At 38.9% G+C, this 26,107-nt stretch carries 29 protein-coding genes; 5 read left to right on the top strand and 24 right to left on the bottom strand.

Going from position 1 to position 26,107, the window contains the following annotated elements; genetic code table 11:
- Positions 1-17: 17 nt before the first annotated feature.
- The 5 genes from AC3WLU_RS18785 to AC3WLU_RS18805 are packed head-to-tail and all read right to left on the bottom strand — an operon-like array spanning position 18 to position 4,277.
- Positions 18-1,610 (bottom strand): hypothetical protein, encoded by a 1,593-nt coding sequence (locus AC3WLU_RS18785; protein ID WP_413001353.1) that lies wholly within the window; start codon positions 1,608-1,610, stop codon positions 18-20.
- Complete coding sequence (locus AC3WLU_RS18790) at positions 1,585-2,301, bottom strand: ABC transporter ATP-binding protein (protein WP_492597725.1); 717 nt, start codon at positions 2,299-2,301, stop codon at positions 1,585-1,587. Before AC3WLU_RS18790 ends, AC3WLU_RS18785 begins: the two co-directional genes overlap by 26 nt.
- 49 nt (positions 2,302-2,350) lie before the next feature.
- The gene (locus tag AC3WLU_RS18795; protein WP_492597726.1) at positions 2,351-3,139 is read right to left on the bottom strand and encodes an ABC transporter permease; all 789 of its coding nucleotides are present in this window, start codon (positions 3,137-3,139) and stop codon (positions 2,351-2,353) included.
- Positions 3,136-4,041, bottom strand: a complete 906-nt coding sequence (locus tag AC3WLU_RS18800) for an ABC transporter ATP-binding protein (protein ID WP_034305544.1) — start codon at positions 4,039-4,041, stop codon at positions 3,136-3,138. The genes AC3WLU_RS18795 and AC3WLU_RS18800 overlap by 4 nt, the downstream gene beginning before the upstream one ends.
- The gene (locus AC3WLU_RS18805; protein ID WP_034305547.1) at positions 4,038-4,277 is read right to left on the bottom strand and encodes a PLD nuclease N-terminal domain-containing protein; all 240 of its coding nucleotides are present in this window, start codon (positions 4,275-4,277) and stop codon (positions 4,038-4,040) included. The genes AC3WLU_RS18800 and AC3WLU_RS18805 overlap by 4 nt, the downstream gene beginning before the upstream one ends.
- A gap of 405 nt (positions 4,278-4,682) precedes the next feature.
- Here AC3WLU_RS18805 and AC3WLU_RS18810 point away from each other — a divergent pair, with 405 nt between their 5' ends.
- Positions 4,683-5,228 (top strand): helix-turn-helix domain-containing protein, encoded by a 546-nt coding sequence (locus tag AC3WLU_RS18810; RefSeq protein ID WP_034305549.1) that lies wholly within the window; start codon positions 4,683-4,685, stop codon positions 5,226-5,228.
- Positions 5,229-5,411: 183 nt separating this feature from the next.
- Here AC3WLU_RS18810 and AC3WLU_RS18815 read toward each other — a convergent pair whose 3' ends face one another.
- Complete coding sequence (locus AC3WLU_RS18815) at positions 5,412-5,972, bottom strand: thioredoxin family protein (RefSeq protein WP_095678642.1); 561 nt, start codon at positions 5,970-5,972, stop codon at positions 5,412-5,414.
- Between the two features lie 208 nt (positions 5,973-6,180).
- Between AC3WLU_RS18815 and AC3WLU_RS18820 the strand changes: the two genes are divergently transcribed.
- Both AC3WLU_RS18820 and AC3WLU_RS18825 read left to right on the top strand, forming a co-directional pair.
- The gene (locus AC3WLU_RS18820; protein WP_098864676.1) at positions 6,181-7,032 is read left to right on the top strand and encodes a GRP family sugar transporter; all 852 of its coding nucleotides are present in this window, start codon (positions 6,181-6,183) and stop codon (positions 7,030-7,032) included.
- Positions 7,033-7,050: 18 nt separating this feature from the next.
- Positions 7,051-7,836, top strand: a complete 786-nt coding sequence (locus tag AC3WLU_RS18825) for a glucose-1-dehydrogenase (RefSeq protein WP_072272388.1) — start codon at positions 7,051-7,053, stop codon at positions 7,834-7,836.
- Positions 7,837-7,976: 140 nt separating this feature from the next.
- Here the strand turns inward: AC3WLU_RS18825 and AC3WLU_RS18830 are convergent, their stop codons facing one another.
- From AC3WLU_RS18830 to AC3WLU_RS18910, 17 genes are all read right to left on the bottom strand, one after another.
- Positions 7,977-9,329, bottom strand: coding sequence for an LLM class flavin-dependent oxidoreductase (locus AC3WLU_RS18830; RefSeq protein ID WP_492597727.1), 1,353 nt, complete (start codon positions 9,327-9,329; stop codon positions 7,977-7,979).
- A gap of 17 nt (positions 9,330-9,346) precedes the next feature.
- On the bottom strand, positions 9,347-10,198 hold the full coding sequence (locus AC3WLU_RS18835; RefSeq protein WP_492597728.1) for a MetQ/NlpA family ABC transporter substrate-binding protein: 852 nt from the start codon (positions 10,196-10,198) through the stop codon (positions 9,347-9,349).
- Positions 10,199-10,230: 32 nt separating this feature from the next.
- Positions 10,231-10,881, bottom strand: coding sequence for a methionine ABC transporter permease (locus AC3WLU_RS18840; RefSeq protein ID WP_057278667.1), 651 nt, complete (start codon positions 10,879-10,881; stop codon positions 10,231-10,233).
- Positions 10,823-11,902, bottom strand: a complete 1,080-nt coding sequence (locus AC3WLU_RS18845) for a methionine ABC transporter ATP-binding protein (RefSeq protein WP_034305564.1) — start codon at positions 11,900-11,902, stop codon at positions 10,823-10,825. Before AC3WLU_RS18845 ends, AC3WLU_RS18840 begins: the two co-directional genes overlap by 59 nt.
- A 43-nt stretch (positions 11,903-11,945) precedes the next feature.
- Complete coding sequence (locus AC3WLU_RS18850; RefSeq protein WP_492597729.1) at positions 11,946-12,779, bottom strand: MetQ/NlpA family ABC transporter substrate-binding protein; 834 nt, start codon at positions 12,777-12,779, stop codon at positions 11,946-11,948.
- 79 nt (positions 12,780-12,858) lie between these two features.
- The gene (locus AC3WLU_RS18855) at positions 12,859-13,863 is read right to left on the bottom strand and encodes an LLM class flavin-dependent oxidoreductase (protein WP_492597730.1); all 1,005 of its coding nucleotides are present in this window, start codon (positions 13,861-13,863) and stop codon (positions 12,859-12,861) included.
- Between the two features lie 442 nt (positions 13,864-14,305).
- Positions 14,306-15,448, bottom strand: coding sequence for an amidohydrolase (locus AC3WLU_RS18860; RefSeq protein WP_492597731.1), 1,143 nt, complete (start codon positions 15,446-15,448; stop codon positions 14,306-14,308).
- A gap of 14 nt (positions 15,449-15,462) precedes the next feature.
- On the bottom strand, positions 15,463-15,972 hold the full coding sequence (locus AC3WLU_RS18865) for a GNAT family N-acetyltransferase (protein WP_413001365.1): 510 nt from the start codon (positions 15,970-15,972) through the stop codon (positions 15,463-15,465).
- A gap of 23 nt (positions 15,973-15,995) precedes the next feature.
- The gene (locus AC3WLU_RS18870) at positions 15,996-16,766 is read right to left on the bottom strand and encodes an amino acid ABC transporter ATP-binding protein (RefSeq protein ID WP_492597732.1); all 771 of its coding nucleotides are present in this window, start codon (positions 16,764-16,766) and stop codon (positions 15,996-15,998) included.
- Positions 16,763-17,473: an amino acid ABC transporter permease gene (locus AC3WLU_RS18875; RefSeq protein WP_063577403.1), complete on the bottom strand. Its 711-nt coding sequence runs from the start codon at positions 17,471-17,473 to the stop codon at positions 16,763-16,765. The genes AC3WLU_RS18870 and AC3WLU_RS18875 overlap by 4 nt, the downstream gene beginning before the upstream one ends.
- A gap of 20 nt (positions 17,474-17,493) precedes the next feature.
- A complete protein-coding gene (locus AC3WLU_RS18880; protein WP_063577404.1) occupies positions 17,494-18,201 on the bottom strand; it encodes an amino acid ABC transporter permease in 708 nt (235 codons plus the stop codon).
- Between the two features lie 32 nt (positions 18,202-18,233).
- Complete coding sequence (locus AC3WLU_RS18885; RefSeq protein WP_057278661.1) at positions 18,234-19,052, bottom strand: amino acid ABC transporter substrate-binding protein; 819 nt, start codon at positions 19,050-19,052, stop codon at positions 18,234-18,236.
- Between the two features lie 20 nt (positions 19,053-19,072).
- Positions 19,073-19,606 (bottom strand): GNAT family N-acetyltransferase, encoded by a 534-nt coding sequence (locus AC3WLU_RS18890; RefSeq protein ID WP_098864667.1) that lies wholly within the window; start codon positions 19,604-19,606, stop codon positions 19,073-19,075.
- A 123-nt stretch (positions 19,607-19,729) separates the two neighbouring features.
- Complete coding sequence (locus tag AC3WLU_RS18895) at positions 19,730-19,990, bottom strand: glutaredoxin family protein (RefSeq protein ID WP_492597733.1); 261 nt, start codon at positions 19,988-19,990, stop codon at positions 19,730-19,732.
- A gap of 38 nt (positions 19,991-20,028) precedes the next feature.
- Complete coding sequence (locus AC3WLU_RS18900) at positions 20,029-21,363, bottom strand: LLM class flavin-dependent oxidoreductase (protein WP_400450452.1); 1,335 nt, start codon at positions 21,361-21,363, stop codon at positions 20,029-20,031.
- A 73-nt stretch (positions 21,364-21,436) separates the two neighbouring features.
- On the bottom strand, positions 21,437-22,459 hold the full coding sequence (locus tag AC3WLU_RS18905) for an LLM class flavin-dependent oxidoreductase (RefSeq protein WP_492597734.1): 1,023 nt from the start codon (positions 22,457-22,459) through the stop codon (positions 21,437-21,439).
- A gap of 133 nt (positions 22,460-22,592) precedes the next feature.
- The gene (locus tag AC3WLU_RS18910) at positions 22,593-23,504 is read right to left on the bottom strand and encodes a LysR family transcriptional regulator (RefSeq protein WP_106028092.1); all 912 of its coding nucleotides are present in this window, start codon (positions 23,502-23,504) and stop codon (positions 22,593-22,595) included.
- A 439-nt stretch (positions 23,505-23,943) separates the two neighbouring features.
- Between AC3WLU_RS18910 and AC3WLU_RS18915 the strand changes: the two genes are divergently transcribed.
- Positions 23,944-24,114: a hypothetical protein gene (locus AC3WLU_RS18915; protein ID WP_492597735.1), complete on the top strand. Its 171-nt coding sequence runs from the start codon at positions 23,944-23,946 to the stop codon at positions 24,112-24,114.
- A gap of 156 nt (positions 24,115-24,270) precedes the next feature.
- Here AC3WLU_RS18915 and AC3WLU_RS18920 read toward each other — a convergent pair whose 3' ends face one another.
- A complete protein-coding gene (locus tag AC3WLU_RS18920; protein WP_492597736.1) occupies positions 24,271-25,620 on the bottom strand; it encodes an FAD-binding oxidoreductase in 1,350 nt (449 codons plus the stop codon).
- 193 nt (positions 25,621-25,813) lie between these two features.
- On the opposite strand from AC3WLU_RS18920, the gene AC3WLU_RS18925 reads away from it, so the two are divergent.
- A complete protein-coding gene (locus tag AC3WLU_RS18925) occupies positions 25,814-26,065 on the top strand; it encodes a hypothetical protein (RefSeq protein ID WP_492597737.1) in 252 nt (83 codons plus the stop codon).
- Positions 26,066-26,107: the final 42 nt, after the last annotated feature.

A 26,107-nucleotide genomic window follows, 5' to 3' on the forward strand; every position in this document is an offset into this window, starting at 1 on the left:
TTCTAATATAAAGACTTTCATAAATTTAATTTCAATCTATTAATCAAAATGGAATTGATCGCTATTGCGATCACTAAAATCATTAGCGCTCCAATCAGGGGTTGGACACTGAACCAAACCAAGCCAAAATGAATCGCTGTTACCAAGATCAATAATGGCAATCCATAAAGCAGGCTTATTAATACATTGGGGTTGGATTTAATTGCAGCAGATGGGTTCTCCCATTCAATACTAGGATTTTTCATATCATATAATGGTGTTAGAAGATTATAGCAAACTACTAAACAAGAAGTGATTAATAACATGACTGCATTTTCCATTTCCCAATAGCCAAATAGGGCAAATATCAAAAAGCTGATCACCACGGCTATAATACTGATGATTGATGAAAATATCACTTTAGAAAAATAAACATATTTTTCATCAAACGGGACGCTTTTCAGTAAATAATGGTATTTACCTTCTCTTGAATATGGGGTTCCGCTTATATTATTTATACAACATAAGAAAAGGACCGAATAGGAAAAGTATTTATCGAAGACTCCCTCTTTCGTTATATTCAAATTATTCGGGAATACTTCATTCTGAATCAGCAATAACATGACAAGTGAAAAGATCGGAGGCAAAAGAAGACCTAAAGCGATTTGCATCTTAAAATATGCTTCAGACTTAATGATCCATATCTCTCTTTGTAAATAGTTACTCCATTGATTTTTTGATATATTAACCTTTGAGTTTTTCATATTCGTTTTATTGTTTCCCAATATCCCATTTTTAAAGTAATGAACAGAAATGTTCTCTATAATCATTGAATACAAAAGGAAACCTATTACCATTATCGAAATATAAATAATGAAAAATTGAACGGTTATTTCATTTGATACAAAAGCATCCAATATCCATTTGATCACTGGAATCATATTTGCGGTTTCAAATATATGTCTCATTAACAATTCCAACGAGTTTTTTAGCCCTTCAAAAGAATTCAAATCTATTTCCGAGATGAACTTTGAAATGGTAACTGATGATTTTCCTGCAAAATATACAATGGAAATAATCATAAGCGTTAGGATGATAGCAATGTTAACCATTAAGTATGCTACTTTACTTTTGAATCTATAATAATGCCTATTCATGCACGATAGGATAAAAAGCAGGAACAAGGCCGTTAAACCATTGACAATTGGTAAAAACGTGATTAATTTAATCGCTTCGATAAACTTTAGATCGACTATCAAGAAGCCTAATGTTGGCACTTGGATCATCATTGATAAGATGATCGGGACCCATAAGCTACTTAACACTTTGGCCCTTGATATTTCCTTATAGGTGAGTGGCAGAGGTGCCAATACTTTAAATTCATCATAAGAAAATATTTGTGATGTGGACAAATAGCAAACCAACGCAAAGACGAGAATGCTGGAAATCGTTAAATTATAAAACAGGAAGACCTGGGTATCTCCAAGAAAATAAACAAAGGCGTTAACGACAGTCAGCTGCAAAAACATATAAAAAACGGCTATTATCAGGACAGCCTGCAACATTGTCTGCTTGGGCATTTTATAGAAGGAAGAAACGAAAAATCTAGTTAACTGAAGTTTTTCCTTCATATACCTGAGCCTCCATAAAGGTAGATTCTAATGAACTTTCACCTATTATATTTTGTATCTCATCATGCAGGATGATTTTTCCCTCTTTTAAAATAGCCACTGTATTACAAATTTTCTCTGCCACATCCAGCAGATGCGTCGAGAAAAACACTGTACCGCCCATTTCAACATATTGTTTGATTAACCCCTTAAAAACTAAAACAGCGTTTGGATCTAATCCGTTCAATGGTTCATCCATAATGATGATCGGGGGATTAATGGTAAAAGCCGCTATCAGGGATATCTTATGCATCATTCCATAAGAATAACTTCCCATTGGCTTTTTAATGGACTCCTGCATCCCAAACCGATTGATATATTTCCCCAACCGTTCTTTGTCATCATTTCCATATAGGTTCATCAAGAAACGAATCCAATCAAATCCCGAAACATTGTTAAACACATTGATAGTATCAGGAATGAAGAAAAATTGTTTTTTATATTCTATGCCGTCTTCTTTGGTCAGGCCATTTATTTCAACCTTTCCATTTTCTGAATCTAAAATGCCTGTAATGATGTTCAGCGTCGTGGTTTTCCCTGCACCATTTGCTCCTATAAAACCTAAGGTTTCCCCTTTTTTGATTTCTAGATTTACACCATTCAAAATCTTCTTGGCCGAGTAGCTTTTCTCCAAATTTGTGATGCTTAACAAAGTTATCATCCTCCCATCACTTCATGATTAACACATTTCCATCCTCAACTTATTCATTATTGAATTTCTTTTTAGAAATCCATATGTTCGTTATCAATATCGCTACTGCCGTCCATGCAAGTGCAGCTAATGCACCCCAAACCGCTTGTGAATTGACTGTGCCTAAAATCAGTACTTCCATGGCATGCTTACTCATGCTTGCCGGATTCACATTGTCTATTACCGGACTTAATCCAACTATGATTCTGCAGCCGAGGAGAAATACTATCGAAATTAATGCAATGATACCCTGGCTATTAAAAATGGTACTGATCATCGTCGTGAATGAAACGATGAATAGGATCCACAGCAGATAGAACAGTAAAGCCACTATTAAATCCCCAAAATCAACACTCGTAAACAAAAAAACTACATACAGATATGAAACCAAATATCCCAATGCCACACTGCAGGCAACAAACAGGTAATTGGAAATGATTTTCCCGCTTATATAAGATCCAACCGTCACAGGCCTTGTAAGTATGAAAGCAAGCATCCCATTTGCTTTATCGGATTGAACGACTCCCATCATGGAAACGATGATGATCATGACCCCTAACTGATCAAATTGAGACCCTAAAGTACTGGCAAGAACTTCGCCGCCTTTTTGGGCAGCCATGCTTGGATCAATGGTGATCCCTTGGCCCCCGCCCAGTGCCTCTAATATTGAAGGTAAATAATAGCTTACAACTGGTTGAGTTATTCCTAAAAATATAAATACGAGCGGCAGCCAAATCACTTTAAATTCACGTACCATCTGAACAAATTCCTTTTTAGCTAAAACGGCAAAGTTATTCATTTTTCCACCACCAATTTTAAGAATATCTCTTCCAATGTATCGTTATCTATTTCGAACCTGACAAGATCAACATTATGCTCCAAAGCATTCGCCAGTAACATATTCTTGTTTGACTCAATATCTTCCACTTCTATCTTCAATTTGTTCCCCATTACTTCTACACCTTTGACGAAGTTCAAGCTTTTAACGTTTTCAATCCATTTTTGACTTTTAGAGGTTATGTCGACATTGATTTTATTCCCGCTATTCCTGTTCAATAATTCTGACATCGTTGTGTCCTCAATTTTTTTACCGCTTTTTATAATGACAAACCTCTCACATATTTCTTCTGCATCGCTTAATATATGCGTCGATAATAAAATTGTCGTATCTTTCTTTATCTCTTTTATGATATTCAACACTTCTCTCCGGCCGATGGGATCTAATGCCGAAACCGGTTCATCCATGACAATCAATGCCGGTTTATGTAACAGCGCCTGTGCAATACCAAGCCTTTGTTTCATTCCGCCCGAAAAAGTCCGCACCTTTGAATTCTCTTCCCCGCTCAACCCAACTTTCGACAATATCTCTGGGATGCCGTTTAATAATTCTTCCCTCTTGATACCCGAAAGCTGCCCCATGAAAGTAAGGGTTTCTTTGGCTGTCATCCATTGAAAGAAGTTAGGGTATTGTGGTAAGTAGCCTATTTCCTTTTTCATTTTTGAAATTTTCTTACCATCTAGCAATACTTCTCCCGTACTTGGATCTATAATATCTGCAATCACTTTTATCAGTGTCGATTTACCAGCCCCATTTGGCCCAATCAATCCAACACATTCCCCTGATTGCAATTCCATTGAAAAATTATTGACCGCTGTTTTTTCTTTGAATTTTTTTGTAACATTTTTAATTTCTAATTTCATATTCTTTCACTGTCCTTTCTACCGATAACGAAGTACAGAATTGGACCGATAGTATTTGCAAAAATAATGATGAGTGTCCACAATAAAACATTTTTCCTCGTCTTTCGATTTCTGTATAAATCAATTAATGCTATAAGCACTAAAATCATTCCAATTGCAATTACCGGTAAAATGATCGGCAGAATAGACATGAAATCAATATCTTTCAATTCGTTCCATCCATAATGCAATTCCATATATACCACTCCTTTGGTAACGAAATATTATTATCATTATCGATAATGATAACATCTAATTTGGAATTTTGCACCTATTTTTTTCTTAACAAAATATTGTTTTAGTTTTTATTGTTATTTATAATGATAATATTATCATAATGAATAATAATAAAAATATAGCGATATTTATTAATTTTCATTAAATGTAGACATTTTTTTAAAAATTAAAATAATAAAAAAATACCTTATTATTTACTTAGAAAAAATATTTCGGTACTATTATTTTTCGAACCGTGTCATTTTCATGTAAATGACAATGATTCAAACATTACAATATATGAAGAATTAAACGTATTATTCATGACCAACAGGAAAGTTCACTAAAAATTATCCAGTTATAATTTCCAATGTGAGGAGAATACGATGATTAATAAAGCTGAAATTTTAATGCACCCAGTAAGAATAAAGATTACCCAAGCTTTAATGAGAAATAGGGAAAATGGTTTAACACCATTAGAAATGTTAAAAATCATTAAAGATGTACCCCAAGCAACATTATATAGACATATACAGGTTCTTTTGGATTCAGGGGTCATTCGCATAGTAAAAGAAAAAAAAGTGAGGTCCGTTTCCGAAAAATACTACGTTTTAAATGAAGAAGAAGCACGACTTAGCGGGGAAGAATGGAAAAAATCCTCTAATGAAAAAAAGGTGAACTATTTTTCTTATTATCAATTATCCCTTATGACCCAATATCAAAACTATCTTACTAAATTGGAAGAAAGAGACTGCGCAGAAGATGGTTCAACCTTTTCCCTTTTAGAACTAAAGCTTGATGATGAAAGCTTCCTTAACTTCCAAAATGAATTGAACGATCTAATGTTAAAATACTACAAAGCAACGAATCAAAGTGCGAAACAAGACTCTCCTATTCGAACAATCGGCGTTACAATTATTCCAGAATCATAAAAATGAAAAGGCTGTTCCAAAACCTTGGACTCAAAAACGAATATTATAGAAAAAACCGTTAGGAAACATATCTATATATTCACCAACCAGTCAGGTTGCAGTCCGTGTTTTGAAACAGCCCAATAATTCCATAATGGGCTTACCACCCGTTATGGGACATGACTAAAAGTGATGTACCCGCAATCAGCAGTTCCCCAATGTTTCCTTGATACTGCTGTATACTTCGTCCCACAGGTGTTTTTCTTCAGCAAAAGCCGCAGTTATCTTTTTAATAACTGCTTTTTGCTCTGCCTCGAAACGTTCATCATCCTTGGCAGGCAGGTCAGACCTTAACTCCATTACGAACTCTTGTACCTTTGGTGCACGAGGTCCCCAAACAGCTTTTTCTTCACCATCCTTATCAATGAATATAAAAATGGGAATCGAACGCGCTGTTCCATTCGTTAAATATTGATCCATCAGTTCAAGATTTTGATCTCGTAAAATCATGCGAGTTTCGATATTTGCCGCTTCAGATATATTCAGCAGAATAGGAATATTCATCATCGCGTCCCCGCACCAGTCTTCAGTAATGACAATAACTCGAAGTTCCTTCTTCTTTAATGCATCAAAAAAGTCTTGGTCCTCTGCAGAAGTGGAAAAACCTTGCTGGATCGATTGTAAGTTTTCTTTATGAACTTTCATCGAAGATACAAATTCTTGAGCAGGAATCCCCTTTTCAAACCATTCATTCAGTGTCGTCATCGTATTTCTCCTAACTATTCTTTAAATTAAAAGTACCATAAACCACTTATTATTTCATTGTTTCCATCCCGAAAAATAAAATGACAAATTGGTAAATTAAATCCATGTTTTCTTTCCCGTGTAAAGGGAAAACTATACACATTCAATAGCTTACTAACTATTTTATATTGATAGAAACATTGTTTTCTAGTTTAGGAGATGAAATTTTGTGGAAGGCTTTCTCTTTGCGCTACTCCCTGCATTGACATGGGGCAGCTTAGTGCTTGTTTCCGAAAAACTCGGAGGCAACTCTTATAATCAAACACTTGGCATTACAATCGGTTCATTACTGTTCGCCATCATGATGACTTTCATCAATCCGCCGGAATGGAGCAGTCTAGTGTGGATTGTCGGCATCATTTCCGGGATAGGCTGGGCATTCGGGCAGTTATTTCAATTCAATAGCGTCAAGGAAATCGGGGTATCGAAAACCGTTCCAATCTCAACAGGACTGCAAATTCTAGGAAATACATTTTTTGCGGTCATCATTTTCAGGGAATGGAATGACAAGATGACAATCATCATCGGCATTGTTGCAATCATCTGTTTGATTACAGGTGTCTTGCTGACAAGCTATGGCGATGGTGATAACAAAAAAGAAGGAAACATGAAAAAAGGGATTATTTACCTTGCTATTTCTACGGTGGGTTATGTTACATATGTCATCGTCGTCAGATGGAATGAGGTTGACGGATGGTCGGCCATCCTGCCGCAAGCAATTGGCATGTTCCTGGCTGCCTTGCTCCTTTCCATCAAACATAAACCGTTTAATAAGTATGCCGGACGAAATATTCTAACCGGAATGATGTGGGCTGTCGGTAATATCGGTCTCCTGCTCGCTAATCCTAAAGTGGGCGTGGCCATCGCATTCTCATTTTCCCAAATGGGAATCGTCATTTCCACTTTAGGCGGCATCTTTCTTTTAGGAGAGAAAAAATCCCAAAAGCAAATGGCCTTTGTCATCATCGGGTGTGTACTCGTAATTGCTGGCGGAATCATGATTGGCTTTACAAAAGAATAGTCAAAGGAGAGCTGAACGATGTATGAAGATTTAGAGAAAAAAGTCGTCGTGATCACTGGCGCGGCAAAAGGATTAGGAAAAGCCATGGCCGAAAGGTTCGGTAAAGAAAAAGCACATGTCGTATTAAATTATCACACTGAAAATGGTGACCATAAGGAAATCATCAAAACGATTGAAGCAGCAGGCGGGAAAGCCGCAGCCATTCAAGGTGACGTTTCAAAGGAAGCGGATGTGAAGAAATTGCTTTCTTTCGCTGTTGACACCTTTGGTACTATCGACATCATGATCAACAATGCTGGTATTGAAAATGAAGTGCCCAGCGAAAAATTGACTCTTGAAGATTGGCAGAAAGTCATCGATGTAAATCTAACGGGGATGTTCCTGGCAAGCAGGGAAGCAATCAGTTATATGCTCGATCATGGCATTAAGGGCAATATCATTAATATGTCTTCCGTTCATGACCGGATACCTTGGCCTCATTTTGTCCACTATGCAGCAAGTAAGGGCGGAGTCAAGATGATGACAGAAACCCTTGCACTAGAATATGCTCCTAAAGGGATCCGCATTAATAATATTTCACCTGGTGCAATCGACACACCCATCAATGCCGAAAAATTCAATGACCCGAAAGCTAAACAAGAAGTAATCAACCTGATACCGATGGGATACATCGGAAAACCGGAACAAATTGCCGCTTGTGCCGCTTGGCTTGCTTCCGCCGAATCGAGCTATGTAACGGGAATGACCTTATATGCTGATGGCGGAATGACCAAATATCCAGGTTTCCAAGCAGGAAAAGGCTGAACTTAACTTGTTAGTTTTAGTAGCGATTGATATTTAGGAGAAAAGAATTTGAGGGACTAGGATTTCTCCTATGTCCCTCATTCCTTTTTACTCCCATTATATATGACTTTAATGATTCTAATGAAAATGCGAGATATCCCTTATTCCAAATAATTTGATATTTCTTCATTAGCAAAGCGATTTTTTGGATTCTTTAATCCAAGGTGATCACGGAGAGTGTCTCCTTCATAGTCCAAACGGAACAAACCCCTCTCCTGTAAAATTGGAACAACCTTCTCGACGAAATCCTCTAAGTCGCCTGGTAACAATGGAAATTGAAGCATAAAGCCATCTGCTGCTTTTTCAGTAAACCATACCTCCATTTCATCAGCTACTTGAGTTGGTGTACCGACAAATCTATCTCGTCTGGCAGGACTGAAAAATCTCGCATATAATTCACCCACTTTTATGTCTTCTTCACCAATAATTTTCTTCATTTCATTAAAGTTACTTTGTATGCTATTTACTAATGGAAATTCAACATCCTTCGCTGGTGTATCTAAAGAATATTTTGAAAAATCCACGTTGCCCATATAACCAGAAACGAATTTCAAACTCTCATAAGGGTCGACGAGACTTTGGAGTTTATTGTATTTTTGAATGGCTATTTCCTCGGTTTCTCCGATAATAGGGGAAATGCCGTGAAGGATGTGGAGCTCTTCCACGCTTCTTCCAAAGGGCATTAAAGACGATTTTAATTCTTGATAATATCGTTTGGATTCTTCAATGTTATCCCAATGTGTGAAAACGACTTCGGCTGTTCGAGCGGCTAATCGCTGCCCTGGTATAGACGCACCCGCTTGAATGATAACCGGCTGCCCCTGCGCCGAACGTGCGATATTCAATGGACCTTTTACCGAAAAATAGTTGCCTTTATACCGAAGCTCATGCACTTTATCAGGATCAAAAAATTGTCCCGTTTCTTTGTTATGCACAAACGCATCATCTTCCCACGAATCCCATAATCCTTGGACAACGTCGATGAACTCCTCCGCTCGTTCATAACGATGATCGTGCGCCAAATGTTTATCACGACTGAAATTCAAGGCCGTCTCTCCGGTCGCATCAGCTGTAGTAACAACATTCCATCCCACCCGTCCGCCGCTTATATGGTCAACAGAAGCAAATTGGCGAGCGAGTACATATGGTTCACTATACGTTGTAGAAGCTGTCGCCCCAATGCCGATTTTTTCTGTCGCTGCAGCTAATGCTGTAATTAGTACAATCGGATCAAATCGATTAAGTATCTGAGGATGCGATTCATGATTAATGGCCAAACTATCTGCCACAAAGGCAAGGTCAAATTTCCCTTTTTCTGCAATTTTCGAGAGTCTTTGCAAGGCTTTCACATCAATACTTGCATTGGGATTTGATGCAGGATGCCGCCACGACGCAACATGCATACCTGTTCCAATCAGATAAGCAGCTAACTTCATCTGTCTGTCTTGAGCCATTTCTAATCTCTCCTTTCTTATTTATTAGAATAAATCTCCTTATAACTGCTCAATTCTTTCAAGGTAATGAATGTTGGAATATAGTTTCCATTGTAAGTCTCTTCAATAAATTTAGCCGTTTTCTCTGATTGATAGAGATCAACTAATTTTCGGTAAACTTCATTGTCTTGATCTTCACTCCTAGCCGCTATGATATTAATATAAGGCTTTGCAGTACTGCTTTCATAAATAAGAGCATCTTTTAAATTTAGTCCCGCTTCTACCGCAACTCCATTATTAATCACCGAACCAGCTGTATCTTCCATCACACGCGGGGCACTGGCACCATCGACAGGAACAATTTTGATTTTCTTCGGATTTTCCTTAATTTTGTCCTGTCCGCCATTCCCGTCAAAGTCATCCACAACCTCTAAGAGTTTTGCTTCTTGTAATAGCAATAAAGCTCTTCCCCAGTTAGCTTGGTCATTGGGCACAGCAATTTGTGCACCATTTGGGATCTCTTCCACCGATTTATATTTGCTTGAATACAAACCGAGAGGAGCAATAATTGTAGTCCCAATTGGAACGATGTCTGTATTATTGTTCGCATTAAATGAATCTAAATAGGCAACATGTTGAAAGGCGTTGATATCAATATCCCCTTCTGCCAGCGCTTCGTTCGGATCATATGCCGAAGAGAAATTAACAAGTTCAATTTCCACCCCTTCTTTTTCAGCCTGTTCCTTTAAAAATTCCCATGTTCGAAGTTCAGAATTTCTAATCCCTACCTTCACTTTCTGTTTCCCTCCTGCATTCGTTGAATCACTTGAGCAACCTGCCAATAACACCCCCAAGATAAGCAGTATAAGTAAAATGCATTTTTTCATCATTCATTCCACTCTCCCTTTGTACACTACCGCCACTACACTCTTCTAATTTTCCGTTCGAATATATTTCCTAAACTTTGTACTCCCTGAACAACAATTACTAGAATTACAACGGTGACGAATATCGTAATAGTGCTAAAGCGTTGATAGCCATATGTTATCGCTACATCTCCAAGTCCACCGCCACCTATAGCTCCTGCCATGGCTGTAGCGCCCACTAAACCAATTGTTGCAGTTGTTATACTTAGAATTAATGACGCAAAAGCCTCAGGCATTAAAAACCTGAAAATAATTTGTATCGGCGTTGCTCCCATGGCTTTCGCGGCTTCAATAATGCCTTCATCCACTTCCAATAGCGAATTCTCCACAAGTCTTGAGATATATGGGCCAATATGAAGCACGAGTGGCACAATTGCTGCTGTTGTACCAATCGACGTACCAACCATTAGTCTTGTAAATGGAATAATCGCCACAAGCAAGATAATAAACGGAATCGATCGGAAGATATTCACAATCGGATTCACGATAGAAAAAATAAATCTATTTTCATAAATATGACCTTTTCTTGTTACAACCAATAAAATGCCTAAGAATATTCCAATGATGCTTCCAAAGAAAAGTGAAATACTAACCATGTACAGCGTTTCCCACAAGGCGTTTAAAATGAGCTCTTTGCTTACTTCCATCCTTCGTAACCTCCTTCACTTTGACATTTTGATTCTTTATAAACTGTAATGCCCGATCAATTTCATCCTCATTTCCTATTATTTCAACAATTAAATTACCAAATGGGATGCCTTGTAACTCAGTAATATTGCCGAACAGAACGTTTATTTCCACATTAAACCTCTTCGCTGTTTTTGAAACGATAGGCTGCCCAGAGCTCAATCCCAAAAAATCAATTTTAAAAATTCGACTGAAATAGGCATCCTCATTGAGCAATCCATATACACTTGATGGCACTTCATCGCGAACAACCGATCGAATGAAGTTACGTGTTGTTTCTGTTCGTGGACGGGCAAAAATATCGATCACATTTCCTGATTCAATCACGCTCCCATCCTCCATCACTGCAACCCGATTACAAATTTCTTTAATCACTTCCATTTCGTGTGTGATAATTAGAATGGTAATTTTATATTCTTCATTAATCCGTTTCAACAGATTCAGGATTGATTTTGTTGTTTGTGGATCCAATGCCGATGTTGCTTCATCGCATAATAAAATCGAAGGGTTTGTAGCCAAAGCACGGGCAATCCCGACACGCTGCTTTTGTCCACCTGAAAGTTGATTTGGATAGTTCATTGCTTTGTCTTCTAGACCAACAAAACGGAGAATCTCATTAACTCGTTCTTCAATCTCTTTTTTCTTTTTTTTACCTAACAATAATGGCATCGCCACATTATCAAAGACTGTTTTGGAATTAAGTAAATTAAAATGCTGAAAAATCATGCCAATATTTTTCTTAGCTTCACGCAAATCTTTTTCAGACATCTTGGCAAGGTCTTTTCCTTCTACAATCACTTCACCTGAAGTAGGATATTCAAGTAGATTCACAGTTCGGATGAGTGTACTTTTTCCGGCTCCACTAAAACCGATAACCCCGAATATATCCCCTTTTTCAACGGTTATATTAATCTCCTTTAACGCTTCAACTTTCTTCTCCCCGCCATCAAAAACTTTTGAAACCCGACGAAATTCTATCAAAGTGGCCACCTCCTCATATTAACTAGCTTGGTATAGACACCCCTTAAAATGCGGGCACGACGGCTCCTTCATATTGATCAAGAATAAATTCTTTGACCTTTTCCGTCGTTAATGCATTCGCAAGCTTTTGGATCGCTTTATCGTCCTTATTGTCTGGACGAGCAACTAAAATGTTTACATATGGTGAATCCTTCCCTTCAATTATCAGTGCATCATCGAGAGGTTTTAACCGTCCTTCCAGAGCATAGTTTGTGTTAATGGCCGATGCTTCCACATCATCTAGCGAGTGAACTAAAAGAGGGGAATCGACTGGAATGAATTCTATTTTTTTATCATTTTTTGTAATGTCCTCAATCGTATAATCCCCTGACTTGGAAGCATCCAACTCAATGATATTATTTGCCGCAAAAAGCTGTAACGACCGCGAAAAGTTTACTGGATCTTTCGGTACGGCTACTTTCGCTCCGTCTGACAATTCACCTATAGACTTAATTTTTTTGGAATAGACACCAAATGGTTCAATATGTACACCCTTCACATTAACCAAATTCAAACCACTATCTTTATTTACTTGCTCTAAGTAAGGGGTATGTTGGAAGAAGTTTGCATCCAATTCTTTGTCTGCTGTTTGTTGATTCGTTTGAATACCATCCGTAGAAATCACTACATCCAGTTTCACGCCTTGTTTTTCTAAATCCGGTGCGATAAACTCTAAAATTTCTGCATGTGGTATTGAGGCTGCACCAATTTTCAAAGTCACTTCCTCATCCTTGTCTCTTGTACTCTCCGATGATGTTTGCTCATTACTTCCACAAGCTCCTAATACCAGCAATACTACTGTTAAAACCGTAACGGACAGCCATTTAATTTTCTTCAATGTTTCTCGCTCCTTTTTTATCCTTTTATATTGGAAATAACAAATATTTATCAGCTGCTTCATGCCCTCTGGATCTTTTCTATATGTTGGTCTCTTCCCCTAAGAGAAGCGGACTCAACAACTGAAAGGATTGGATCCGTTCTGCTTCTCTTCGAAGCGGTGTATGCAAAATAAATTCATCCACCTGAAAAACTTTCTGAATTTCCTTTAAAGTCCCGTTAACATATCCTGGAGTCCCAGCAATAATACTTGCGTTCTGCTCTTCTATTTCATAAGCTTCACCAGCCTGCTTCTCAAATGACTCAGCCTGCTCACGTGATTGAACTGTCAGCGTCCGGCCACTTTGTAGATGAACTTTAAATAGTTTGTGTTCGCTTGCCAGCTCCTCTGCTTTTTGTTGGGTAGGAGCTGCCACAACCGCTACTGATACGATAAAGCGACCTTCTGGGTACTTGCTTCGGTAAGCAGAAGACGCTTCATACAGCTTGGTATCATCACTATTGATAAATCTGGCGAATACAAAATCCATTCCGAGGTTAGCGGCTAGTTGTGCGCTGTCTGAACTAGCACCAAGCAGAAAGATTTCCGGCTTTTCAGGCGGTATCGGTGTTGCTTGAATACCAGAGAGCAAGTGAATATCATCGATTGAATTTTCAATTATCTTTTGCAATAAGGCTGCACGTTCCCCAAAATCTTTTCCATCATTCACAGTTCCAAATTGTAACGCCTTTGTTGATAAAGGAAATCCACCTGGTGCTTTACCAATGCCAAGATCTACCCTGCCCGGGGCAAGAGTGGATAAAACATGAAAATTTTCAGCGACTTTATAAGGGCTGTAGTGCTGAAGCATGACACCTCCCGAACCTACACAAATGGTTGTGGTTTTCGATAATAAATAAGAGATTAATACTTCCGGTGAAGACCCAGCAACTTGTTCCATATGATGATGTTCCGATACCCAAAAACGGGTATATCCCCATTCTTCAGCTTTTTGAGCTAGGTTTACGGTTTGCTTAAGTGCATCAACTGCCGATTCCCCAGGAAAAATGGGGCTTTGATCTAATATTCCAAGCTTAAAACTCATATGACTTTCTCTCCAATCATTAATACCTAGTTAACAAATCGAATTAGTTGTTTTTAATGTAATTGAAATTCATCCTAACATTGTAAACAAGCACTTGACAACATCTTATTTGATAGAAAAATTTATTTAATTGATAAAAAAATTCTATTAATTGCTTATGAATTTGGAATGCCTTTGCCTAATAATTAACCATGCTCTCGCCTATCATGGTTTGAGATTTATTCTTCTTACCGCTATCAGAATAGAATTAATCAATGAGAGGGAGAGGAGTCTATGAAAAGCTGGAATAAAAAAATGAAGAGTGACTATGTATGGAAGCTAAAATGGGGGGAATGTTCGCATCATGAATATGCTTTGAAATCAAATTGGACCGAAACCTTAGGAATTACAACAACAAAGGTGCTAGGCACAAAATTGTGTCTGGCACCTTTGTCATGTATATTCACCACTTACCATGGTTATATAATAAATCCTTGGCACTTTCAGATAAAAAATAAGCGGCCTTAATAATGGCATTTTCATCAATAGTAAAAGCTGGATGATGCCAGTCTTCGTTTCCGTTTGTACCAAAAAAGGCAAAGGTACCGGGGATATGTTGAAGGTAATAAGCGAAATCTTCACCACCCATTGAAGGTTCTGGATTGATTACATGCAATGATTGCTGCCGAGCAGACAAGCGGGCCATCTCTGTGATTGCTGGATGATTATGAAGCGCGGGTGGTCCAGGAAACCAACCAATCACAGGTTCCTGTGAAAAAGCAGCGGCGATATGATTCACAATCGAATAAAACTTTTCTTTTACTTCTTCGCGTATCTCAGAACTAAAGGTTCGAATCGTTCCTTCCAATATGACGTCACCCGGAATTACATTCCACGTGTTTCCACCTGTTATTCTCGTAACACTTACCACGGCACTTTCTAAAGGGGATACATTCCGGCTGACGATAGTTTGAAGAGCGGTAATAAGCTGAGCCGCTGCTGCTATTGGATCTTTTCCGTGTTGAGGGATGGCCGCGTGGCTCCCCTTCCCTTGAAGAACAATATGAAAACGGTCTACTGCCGCCATTAACGGACCATCTTTTATCCCAATGGTGCCTACAGGCAAATTGGGTTTATTGTGCAGCCCAATCACAGCCGCTACATCGTCAATTTGACCATCTTTTATCACATGTACCGCTCCGCCGCCTAATTCTTCTGCGGGTTGAAAAAGCAATCGCACTGTCCCGCACAACTCTGATTGATATTCTTTCAAAAGGTAGGCAGCACCTATAACGGCTGCCGTATGAAAATCATGGCCGCAAGCATGCATCACCCCTTTTACTTTCGAAGCAAATGGAAGCCCGGTTCGTTCCTCAATTGGAAGAGCATCAATATCCGCCCTTATAGCTACTGTCGGTCCGGGTCTGCCACCCTTTATATCTGCAAAAACACCTGTTTTCAATCCTGTATGACGGATTTCAATGCCCTCTTCCTCGAGCCACGTTTGTATAGATTTTGTCGTTTCAAATTCTTCATTTGATAATTCCGGATATTGATGTAAATGGCGCCGTATCGATATTAAGCGCTTTTCCAGCTCTCGACTCATACAGTCGCCTCCTTCTATAAATCCAAGCGATAGCATTTTACTAAAATATCCTGATTTTGAAATTCTTTAGTTCGATCCCTTTTAAAGCCAAACCATTCATATAGTTTAATGGCCTTATGCATCTTATCAGTAGAATGTAGATACAAACTGGACGCACCTTGCGATTTTGCATAATTTACACTAGCCTTTAATAATTCCTGAGCGATACCGCGTCCCCTTGATTCGGGATGAACGGCCAACAACCGAATGATTGGTGAAAAAATCCCAAGTTCCGGCTTTTCATATGCTTTTTCAGATGATTGAAAAAGCTGTAATGTGCCAAGGATATCCTGATTGCACTTTGCAACCAACACCTTATCAACATGTGGATTATCCAACGAGGATTCAATATTTTTTAAATATCCTTCCCAAGCTTCCGGGTTCGAATATTCATGTTCATATTGTTGATAACTTTCTACCAATAAGCGGCGCACCGTCTCTTTATCTGCTTCAATCAATTCACCGACTACGATTGTATTAATCATACGTCCTCCCTTGGCCCCTTCCTTTAATTGGCCCTTTCTTCTAAAAACGATACAGAAAAATCTCTTGATATCCGATTTAAAAATTGTCGTGTTCGATCTTCCTTTGGAGCGTTGAAAATTTCCAATGGTGAACCTTCTTCTACAATCACCCCGCCATCCATGAAAAGAACACGATCCGATATCTCTTTAGCAAAACTCATTTCATGGGTTACAATCACCATCGTGATGCCTTCCTGTGCAATTGTTTTTATGACAGAAAGCACCTCCCCAACCAACTCAGGGTCGAGTGCCGACGTTGGCTCGTCAAATAGAATGACCTCCGGATTTAAAGCAAGTGCCCTGGCAATTCCAACACGTTGCTGTTGACCTCCTGACAATTGCGAAGGGAAATGGTTATGCTTATCTCCCAAACCTACTTTTTCCAATAACAGCTCACTTTCCCGTTTCGCCTCAGCTTTCTTATATTTTTTTGTAACAATTAACCCTTCCATTACATTTTCCAAAACAGTTTTATGAGCAAATAAGTTATAATGCTGAAAAACCATTGCCGATTGTCTCCTAAGGGACAAGATTTCCCTTTTCGTCGCCTTCTTGGACTTCACCTGTATATCTCCCACTTGAACGATACCCTCTTCTGGTTTCTCCAGAAAATTCAAGCACCTAAGCAAGGTCGTTTTCCCAGATCCACTTGGTCCTAGAATGGTAACTACTTCTCCCTTGCCTATTTTCAAATTAATCCCTTTTAAAACAGGCTGCTGGTTAAATGATTTTTTTATATCTTTTAAATAAATCATTGTACTCCTCCTCGATTATAGGCAGTGGCCTTTTTCTCAATTAAAAACGAAAGCCCCTCTGCAATGATTGTGAGACCCCAATAAATTAAACCAGCAGCGATAAAAGACTCCAAAAATTTCAAATTGGTGGATGCAACAATATTGGCTGCTCCTGTCATTTCTTTTTGGGATACAATGAAAGCAATGGATGACGTATGCAGAAATCCAATGAAAATATTCGTGAAATTCGGGATGGACTGAGCAATGGCCTGTGGCAAAACAATTCGCGTCATGGCTTGAAACGAATTCATCCCCACGGAATAGGCTGCCTCCATTTGGCCATTGGAGACACTGATAATTCCCGATCTGAATATTTCTGATAAATAAGCACCCGCACTCAACGATAAGGCGGTTAAGACAAATAAAATGATCGGAATGGAATTAGATTGTATACCCAAATCAAACTTTTTAGAAATTTGATCGATTAATAATGGAAAACCGAAATAGATGAGCATGATGTGCATGATAATCGGTGTTCCTCTAAAGAAGGAAACATAGCCATTTGCAATTCCACTTAGAAATTTCACTTTATAAATCCTAATCAAGGCAACAGCGAGGCCGATAATAAAACCTGCAAGAAGAGGAAGAATCGTTAAGATAAGTGTGATTGGAAGTGCTCTAATAATCTCCTTAAAAGCAGTCCAAATGAATAATATATCAATCGTCAAGTCCTTCCCTCCTCCCTTTGTTATCCAGTAATAGACACATCTACAGATTGATGCCGATTAATGCGGTTTTCATAAAGTCTGAATATCTTCTCGAACAATAGCACGACTGCATAATAGATAACGGCCAATGAGAGATAGACTTCGAGAGCATGTGCAGTTGCGGCAATCAATGTCTCTCCCCTCCCCATCATATCCATTACGCCAATGGTAAAGGCAAGTGAGGTATCCTTTAAGGATCCGATAATAGAGTTTGCGATATTCGGAAAAGCAATCCGTATGGCCTGAGGAAGCACAATTCTAAAAAAGCTTTGACTATTATTCATTCCAACAGAATAGGCTGCTTCCGTTTGCCCATAATCGACAGCCTTAATCGCTCCCCGGAATATTTCTGCAAAATGTGCCCCATTACTTAATGCATACGTAATAATGACAAAATACAGAGCATCCATTCTTGAAATATCAATATTAATGAATAACAGGATTGCAGGCAGTCCATAAAAAACTAGAAATAATTGTATTAAAATAGGCGTTCCCCGAATGAATGAAATATATAATATGACAAATTGATTCAAGACAGGGATACGAAATACTCTCAGGATGGCTGCCGCTATCCCGATGACCATTCCTAATAAAACGGATGCTGCCAGAATTTGCAATGTTACTCCAAGATAATATATTAATGTCGGAATGAAATCGACGATTAATGAAGGATCAAATGCTTTCCCCATGCTTTAGCACCTCCGCGCTTACTACTATCTAATTAAAATCCCACTGAATAGTCTGCGCCCAGCCACTTTTTACTTAGTTCGCTAACTACCCCTTCTTCTTTCAGTTCCACAAGTGCTTCATCAATTCTCTTCTGTAAAGGCGTTTCGTCTTTTCTTAGCAAAAAGTATACTTTTGAATTTAGAAGCGGCTCACCCACAACCTTTTGCTGTGCATCTGCTTGTTTATTTAAGAAGTCGACGGCAAATGGTGTAGTAATGGTAGCATCCGCCCGACCAGTTTTGATTTGATTCTTCGTATCATCTGCGCCTTGGCCAGAATAGACAATTTCAATACCGGCATTATTTTCTTTATTATACTTTTCAAGAAAAACAGCAGAGTTGCTCGTTGCACTCACTATCGCTTTTTTTCCTTTTAAATCTTTAATGGAATGGATATCATTGTTGTCCTGATGAACTGTAACTTGAAGCGGAAAGACATTGTATGGTTCTTTATTAAATAGAAATTTTTCTTCCCGTTCATCATTCACTTCCATTTGATGAGCAACAAAATCTATTTTGTTCGTTTCTAAACTTAATAATAGATTAGAAAATTCCATCGTTTTAAATTCAAATTCATATTCAGGCAGTTTTTCATCGATTTGACGAACCAACTCGACATCATACCCTGTCAGCTTACCATTACTATCCAAAAAGCAAATGTTAGGGAACTGCGTCCCTGTTCCAACAATGATTTTCTGAACTTCTTTATCTTTTGAATCCCCAGATTTTGCTGTACTGGTTGTTTCTTCTGAAGAGCAAGCTCCTAAAAAAGTTAGTAGCAGTGCCATGACAATTAATAACGTTTTTTTCATCTCAATTCCCCCGAATATTTTTAATTACTAACAATTGGTTCTTTATTTTCAATAATGCGATACAGCGTTTCATCTAGAATTTTACGAAGATACACAATTTTTTCTCCATCGTGATCTCGTTCTGCAAAAATCTCATAGCCTCTTCTTTCATAAATGGAAACAAGCCAAGGATGACGTTCAGCTGTCGCCAAATAGACGGCCGGCGCTTTCACCTGTTTCCGAAGTATGTTTTCTTCCACGTAGGTTAACAAAGTCGAGCCAAAACCTTTTTGTTTATAAAGGGGGTCGACTGCAAACCACCAAATGAATGGGTACGGACTGAAATGATCAGGATCATTCCATGGATGACGAACTGTCACGGTGGAAACAATTTGGCCCTCCTCCTCTAAAACATAAGTGAGATTCCGCCTAATATTATTCGTCACTAGCTGCAAATCAGCTGTCGCAGCCAGAAAGTTAATATTCAATTCCCTGATTGGTTCATAAGCCCGAAGTGTGACGTTTAGCACTTCTGGAGCATCGTTTACAGTGGCAAGACGGATTAACTGTGTCATGATTAACTCCCCTTTTCTATAACATATTATTTACACAAGAATAGTCGGATTTATTTTTGCAATCTTTCCTTAATTCAATCAGTCATACTTATAGACTCAGATTTAAGAGCGTGATATTTTTTGTTATTGTACTCGTTTGAGTACTTTTTCAAGATGAGGAATTCCAATTTCCGTAACGCTCTCATATATACTACCTCGCCCAATTTCAATAATGGGCACATACCGAACTCCATATTTGATTTCTAAAATATCTCGCAGGTCATCATGATTGGTAACATCCACCGTTTGATAAGCGATTTCCTTTTCTTTTAAGTATTGTTTAACCTCCTCGCAATAGTGACATCCTTGTTTTGACCAAACGACGACAGATAACGCTTCTCCCATTTCTTATTCCTCCTTCAATTTTTAAATTGATTCTTCAATCATTGATTAATGCTTTCTTTCGCATAACGATTTTCCGGGAATGGAAGGCCCAAGTTGCCTCTTAATGTTTCTGCTTCATATTCAGTACGATATATTCCCCTTTTTTGAAGGATAGGGATCACATAAGATACAAAGTCACTTAAAGCATTGGGAACACTTGAAGCAAAGATAAATCCGTCCGCACCCTTCTCTTCAAACCATTGCTGAATCAAATCCGCCACTTTCTCTGGAGTTCCAATAAAAGAAGTCCGGGGTGTAGTCTCTTTAACTGCTACTTGACGGAGCGTTAACTGTTTCTCCTTGGCTTCCTGTTTAATTCGATCAGTTGTACTTCGGAAACTGTTTTTTCCGATGTCTCCGAGATCTGGGAAAGGTGCATCCAGTTCATATTGGGAAAAATCATGATGATCGAAGTATCGTCCTAAATAGTCAAGCGCCTTATCTATAGAAACCAGGTTAGCGAGTTCTTGATATTTGTGCTCCGCTTCTTCCTCAGTTGCACCAATGATTGGCGCGATACCTGGCAGAATAACAATTTCATCAGGATCTCTCCCGAATGCAATAGCCCTGTTTTTTACATCTTGATAAAAAATCTTGGCATCTCCCAAAGTTGGTTGACCTGTAAAGATTGCATCCGCTTCTTTTGCCGCAAGGTTTTTTCCAGCTTCTGATGAACCTGCTTGAAAAACGACTGGTCTCCCCTGTTTTGATCTGGCAATGTTGAGTGGTCCTTGCACGGAGAAAAATTCTCCTTTATGCTTTAATTGATGCATTTTAGAAGGATCAAAAAACTCACCGGACTCTTTATCCCGAGTAAACGCGTCATCCTCCCATGAATCCCAAAGTCCCTTGGTGACTTGTATATATTCTGATGCAATCCGATAACGTTTGGCATGATCAGGGTGTTCTTCAATCGTTTTGTTATAGTTCAAGGCCGTACTCTCAAGAGGGGTAGTAACAAGGTTCCATCCGCCACGACCTTGACTAATGTGATCAAGTGAAGCAAATTGCCGGGCTACAGTAAATGGCTCACTGTATGAGGTGGAAACTGTTCCGACAAGCCCTATTCTTGATGTAAAAGCAGCGAGTGCGGATAAAATGGTAAGTGGTTCAAATCGATTTAAAAAATGCGGAATTGACTTCTCATTGATAAACAATCCGTCAGCAATGAAAAGTAAATCGAACTTACCCTCTTCAGCCTTCTGGGCCTGCTCCTTATAAAATTCAAGACTTACACTGGCATCTGCTTGAATGTCTGGATGTCTCCAACCCGATATACTCCCTCCAACTCCATGAATAAGCGCTCCAAATTTCAACTTTCTCTGTTCAGACATCGATACTCCTCCTTTAATTAATCGGTTTTCAACTTTGCTACATCCCACATCTCCCCTAATTGCTGAGGCCTTTTTAATTTTGGCTCGTAACGTGTTTCTCTTCAGATAAGGCTAATTGAAGTGGACTCAACAATCGAAAAGATCTGAACCTTTCTGCTTCCTTTAAAATCGGCGAATGTAGGATAAACTCATCTACCCCGTACTTTTCATGTAAATTTGCTAAGACTTCTTTTACATAAGAAGGAGTTCCAGCAATAATATTGGAATCCTGTTCTTCTATTTCGTAAAGCTCCCCAGACTGCTTCCCGAATAACTCAGCTTGCGCTAAGGTTTGGACTGTGACAGAGCGACCGCTTTTGAGATGAACTTTCACAATCTTCTGATCACCTGTTAACTGTTCCGCTTCTTGTTGTGAAGGAGCAGCAATCACTGAAACCGATACCTTAAAGCTACCAGTTGGATAGATACTTTGGTAAATGCGTGCAGCATCTTCAAGTACAGTCTCATTACTGTTGATAAATCGAGCAAATACATAAGCTATCCCAAGTTCAGCTGCTAACCTGGCACTGTCAGCACTTGCACCAAGCAGAAACATCTTAGGCTTTTCGGAAGGTAGCGGTGTCGCTTGAATGCCTGCAAGCGGGTGAGTTTCATCAACTGAGTTCTCGATTATTTCTTGCAGGAAAGATAACCGCTCTTCGAAATCTTTTCCATCATTCACAGTTCCAAACTGTAGCGCCTTCGTTGATAAGGGGAGCCCACCTGGTGCCTTTCCGATGCCAAGATCTACCCGGCCTGGCGAAAGATTCGATAATACGTGAAAGTTTTCCGCCACTTTATATGGACTATAATGCTGAAGCATAACACCTCCGGACCCTACCCGAATCGATTTTGTCTGGGCCAATAAATAAGAAATCAATACTTCCGGGGAGGACCCCGCCAGCTGTTCGGCATGATGATGTTCCGATACCCAGAAACGGGTATAACCCCACTCTTCTGCATGTCTAGCCAGGTTAATGGTTTGCTGCAGTGCATCAAATGCTGAAGCTCCTGGAAATATCGGGCTCTGGTCTAAAATGCCAAGCTTATAACTCATATTCTCTCCTCCGATTTAATTCAAAGTTCACTTATGCGAATAATTATATTTTGACATATCCTATCACCTAAAACATGTTAATGGCAATGGTTTTACTAATAGAAAAAAATATTGTATTGATAGAAAATATCTATCAATTAGATTGTATCTGTAATTGCTGATGGGTTTTCTCAAATTTCTGAATTGATAAAAGAATGTCTTTCCATAATAAAGGGGATTCCATCCCGTGATTTAAATGCGTCAGATAGATGTGCTGCTTTATCTTGATTAAATGTGACACATCCACTTCAATCAAAGTTCCCTGTTCTAACTCTTTTTTAATACATAAGTACGGTAAAAATCCGATACAGCTTCTGCTAAGAATTAGCGACTTCGCCACTTCCAGGTGATCAACCTGAAAATCAATGCGCGGCTCTACATTTGATACTTCAAAAATTTTATGAACGTGGTTCCAGTCAAGCGCACCACACTCAAAAAATACCAACGGCTCCATTGCTAATTCCTGTACTGTTAGCCCAGTTCGAAGTTGAAATGGATGTCCTGGATACACGACTAAACGAATTGAATTATCAAGGGTTTTGTAATTTTGCAGACCACTATGTGTAACATCCTTCATAAAGGCTATATCAACCTGTTTCTGAAGCAATTTTTCCATTAATGCATCATTTGTTGCTGAAATGAATTTAAAGCGTAAATTTGGGTTTTCCTTTTTCCATAGAGGAAGAGCAAATGGAATAAAGTATTGCGATGTAATGATATTAGCCCCTATCGTTATTTCCTCCAGTTCGCTTCCTGTCTTCAACTGCTTTTTCCCCTGGTGAAAGGTACGAATAATTTGATCCGCAAATGGAATGAAGGCTTTCCCTTTTTCGGTTAAAATAATCCCTCTTCCCTGCCTCTCAAATAGTACTGAATCGAGTTCACTCTCAAGCGTCTTAATTCTTGCCGAAACCGTTGGCTGTGATAAAAACATCGCCTCTGCGGCTTTATGAAAACTATTAAGGTGAACAACATACATAAACGCTTCAATATGATCAATATTCATCTAGCCAGCTCCTTTTTCCAAAATGAACGCAAAAAGCTCCTGTTCGCTTATCGCGTTCAGGAGCTTTCGGTTGTCCAATCAGCTCATCCTCTTATAATAATTCTTTCTCCGATTTTAATCTGATAAAACCAATAAGTAAAGTATAATTTAATTGACTTAACAAAGAATAAATCACCTTTTTTTTGCATTATCTTACAATTTTATTCAAGGGACGCAATCTATTTATGCAGATGAAAATTTCAGGATTCTAAGTAAATAAAACGAATAATCCCATTCTCTTATTGCCCGCTTTTCAATCCTGAGTGTGCATCTTTTTTTATAATTTGGATTGAACTTTTCCAAGCTGTCCATCCTGTCAACGTTATATTTTTTTCTCCTTATAAAATAGAAAAGAACGGTCATCCTAATGGAGCAATAATGACATAAGGAGAGAAACTACATGCCTCAACAACAAATTGATATCAATCAATTAAATCAAGCAAAAGCAACGTTACCCTTACGCAAACCTAACTTTCACAAGCAATTGAAAAATCTTCCTCTGATCCAACTTTGGCACAAGAAGCCATTAAACAAGCTGCTCAAGAAATTGCCCAAGCCCAATCTTCCGTAAATCAGGTTTACAATACAGTACAGTACAAGCTCAGCAAGCGGAATGATCTTGGGGATTATCTCGATTAATTGATTCAAAACAAGAAGAAAGAGGCCTATATCCAAATTCAGGAATAGACCTTTATATAACGAATGTTTTTGGTGAAGCCAAGCTTTTTCAACCCCACTTATTTAATGGCGGTATGCTTTGTGGGAACTTAAACGCATTGTATGGATCATACCTCGTTTTCACTTCCCTAAGCCGTTTGAAATTTTCTCCATAATACGCAGTTGGCCAATCTTTGATTAGAGTATCCGGCCAATTTACATAGTCACCGGTAGTAAATGGTGACAAGGCATGCTTCAGGTCCTTGATCCAACGAATGTTTAGCCGCTCTTCTTCTGGATTGGTCCATGTAGCCTGATACTCCTGGGCGATGATGGCATCCCGATAATAAAAAGCTGTCTCCTTTGGATCTTTAAGGCCCGCCACTCCTCCTAGGGATTGGTGCCAAATGGCTGCATTTTCATTTGGAGCATTTCCTAAAAAATGTTTCATAGTTACGATTGCTTGCTGTGGAAAAGCTTTTTCAATGAAAGATCCTGACCTCTTTCGATGCGCCGGTTGATTTCCAGCTGGATAATCAAAGAATCTTACGGCTTCAATGTATGGGACTTCCTTTATCATGACATTTATTGGTGAACCGGTTTTTGTCAAAGGCTTTAATAGCTGCTTCAATCTATGTGACGTTCCAACAAATTCACCTTTAGCAAAAATTTCGTTTGCTTCCTTTGCCTTGAATTCTATTTCTGAAGTTAAGCCTTCATCAGCTTGAGTGGCCCAATCCTGCCAGGCTTCAAACACCGCCTCGAAATCTTCCCACTCCCATGTGACGGAGAAAACGGAAACCCTTGATACGGGGGTTACCCTGAAAGTAAGAGAAGTGACTATGCCAAAGTTTCCCCCTCCTCCCCCGCAGCATGCCCAAAATAAATCACTATTGATTTTCCTATTCGCTTTAATGAGTTTGGCTCCCCTCTTTCCACAAGCCCTTACCATTTCTATTTCAAGTAGATTGTCACAAGTAAGTCCAAAGCGCCTCGTTAACATACCTATTCCACCGCCGAGCGTAAGACCTACAACACCAACACTGCTTTCGGTCCCTGCCGGAATCGTCGTGCCATAGTTCCATAACGTATTATATACTCGCCCTAAATCAGCTCCGGCTTCAATTTTTGCGATCATTTTTTCACGATTGACCTTGATATTGTACATTTCACTAATATCAATGACTAGACCGCCATTCACTAATGAAAAATTTTCATAACTATGCCTGCCGCTCCTAACCCGGAAAGGTGCATGATTTTCCCGGGCCCACTTCAATGAATTCAACACATCATCGGAACTTTGACAAAACACAATGACCTTTGGGAATTTAGAAAAACTTAAGTTATTATTTATCCTGGCACGCTCATACTCAGCATCATTAGGTGTAACGATACGCCCGGTAAGCTTTGTTCTTTCCAAAAGATAACCCCTTCCTCGGGTAAATATGTAACATCCTATGAAAAAACCTGGCATGAAGATACATTCCCCTTGCTGTCCCTCCCTTGTTACGAGGTCAAATTAGCTACACTCGTGAGTTTCGCCGTTTTACTCGTGAATTCGACGACTTTACTCGTGTGTTTCGCCGTTTTACTCGTGAATTCAACAACTTCTCGTGAATTTCGCTATTTTACTCGTGAATTCGACGACTTTACTCGTGAATTTCGCTGTTTTACTCGTGAATTCAACGACTTTACTCGTGAGTTTCGCCGTTTTACTCGTGAATTCAACAACTTCTCGTGAATTTCGCTATTTTACTCGTGAATTCGACGACTTTACTCGTGAATTTCGCTATTTTACTCGTGAATTCAACGACTTTACTCGTGAGTTTCGCCGTTTTACTCGTGAATTCAACAACTTCTCGTGAATTTCGCTATTTTACTCGTGAATTCGACGACTTTACTCGTGA

The organism is Peribacillus sp. FW305-BF15 (assembly GCF_058783805.1).

What these genes read in the sequence shown, in the direction of transcription:
- AC3WLU_RS18810 (WP_034305549.1), top strand. Translation starts at nt 4,683, where the DNA reads ATGATTAATAAAGCTGAAATTTTAATGCACCCAGTAAGAATAAAGATT.
- AC3WLU_RS18830 (WP_492597727.1), bottom strand. Translation starts at nt 9,329, where the DNA reads ATGGCTCAAGACAGACAGATGAAGTTAGCTGCTTATCTGATTGGAACA.
- AC3WLU_RS18900 (WP_400450452.1), bottom strand. Translation starts at nt 21,363, where the DNA reads ATGTCTGAACAGAGAAAGTTGAAATTTGGAGCGCTTATTCATGGAGTT.
- AC3WLU_RS18870 (WP_492597732.1), bottom strand. Translation starts at nt 16,766, where the DNA reads ATGATTTATTTAAAAGATATAAAAAAATCATTTAACCAGCAGCCTGTT.
- AC3WLU_RS18815 (WP_095678642.1), bottom strand. Translation starts at nt 5,972, where the DNA reads ATGACGACACTGAATGAATGGTTTGAAAAGGGGATTCCTGCTCAAGAA.
- AC3WLU_RS18825 (WP_072272388.1), top strand. Translation starts at nt 7,051, where the DNA reads ATGTATGAAGATTTAGAGAAAAAAGTCGTCGTGATCACTGGCGCGGCA.
- AC3WLU_RS18905 (WP_492597734.1), bottom strand. Translation starts at nt 22,459, where the DNA reads ATGAGTTATAAGCTTGGCATTTTAGACCAGAGCCCGATATTTCCAGGA.
- AC3WLU_RS18855 (WP_492597730.1), bottom strand. Translation starts at nt 13,863, where the DNA reads ATGAGTTTTAAGCTTGGAATATTAGATCAAAGCCCCATTTTTCCTGGG.
- AC3WLU_RS18865 (WP_413001365.1), bottom strand. Translation starts at nt 15,972, where the DNA reads ATGATTAATACAATCGTAGTCGGTGAATTGATTGAAGCAGATAAAGAG.
- AC3WLU_RS18860 (WP_492597731.1), bottom strand. Translation starts at nt 15,448, where the DNA reads ATGAGTCGAGAGCTGGAAAAGCGCTTAATATCGATACGGCGCCATTTA.
- AC3WLU_RS18800 (WP_034305544.1), bottom strand. Translation starts at nt 4,041, where the DNA reads ATGAAATTAGAAATTAAAAATGTTACAAAAAAATTCAAAGAAAAAACA.
- AC3WLU_RS18840 (WP_057278667.1), bottom strand. Translation starts at nt 10,881, where the DNA reads ATGGAAGTAAGCAAAGAGCTCATTTTAAACGCCTTGTGGGAAACGCTG.
- AC3WLU_RS18910 (WP_106028092.1), bottom strand. Translation starts at nt 23,504, where the DNA reads ATGAATATTGATCATATTGAAGCGTTTATGTATGTTGTTCACCTTAAT.
- AC3WLU_RS18785 (WP_413001353.1), bottom strand. Translation starts at nt 1,610, where the DNA reads ATGAAGGAAAAACTTCAGTTAACTAGATTTTTCGTTTCTTCCTTCTAT.
- AC3WLU_RS18885 (WP_057278661.1), bottom strand. Translation starts at nt 19,052, where the DNA reads ATGAAAAAAACGTTATTAATTGTCATGGCACTGCTACTAACTTTTTTA.
- AC3WLU_RS18895 (WP_492597733.1), bottom strand. Translation starts at nt 19,990, where the DNA reads ATGGGAGAAGCGTTATCTGTCGTCGTTTGGTCAAAACAAGGATGTCAC.
- AC3WLU_RS18890 (WP_098864667.1), bottom strand. Translation starts at nt 19,606, where the DNA reads ATGACACAGTTAATCCGTCTTGCCACTGTAAACGATGCTCCAGAAGTG.
- AC3WLU_RS18915 (WP_492597735.1), top strand. Translation starts at nt 23,944, where the DNA reads ATGCCTCAACAACAAATTGATATCAATCAATTAAATCAAGCAAAAGCA.
- AC3WLU_RS18795 (WP_492597726.1), bottom strand. Translation starts at nt 3,139, where the DNA reads ATGAATAACTTTGCCGTTTTAGCTAAAAAGGAATTTGTTCAGATGGTA.
- AC3WLU_RS18880 (WP_063577404.1), bottom strand. Translation starts at nt 18,201, where the DNA reads ATGGGGAAAGCATTTGATCCTTCATTAATCGTCGATTTCATTCCGACA.
- AC3WLU_RS18835 (WP_492597728.1), bottom strand. Translation starts at nt 10,198, where the DNA reads ATGATGAAAAAATGCATTTTACTTATACTGCTTATCTTGGGGGTGTTA.
- AC3WLU_RS18805 (WP_034305547.1), bottom strand. Translation starts at nt 4,277, where the DNA reads ATGGAATTGCATTATGGATGGAACGAATTGAAAGATATTGATTTCATG.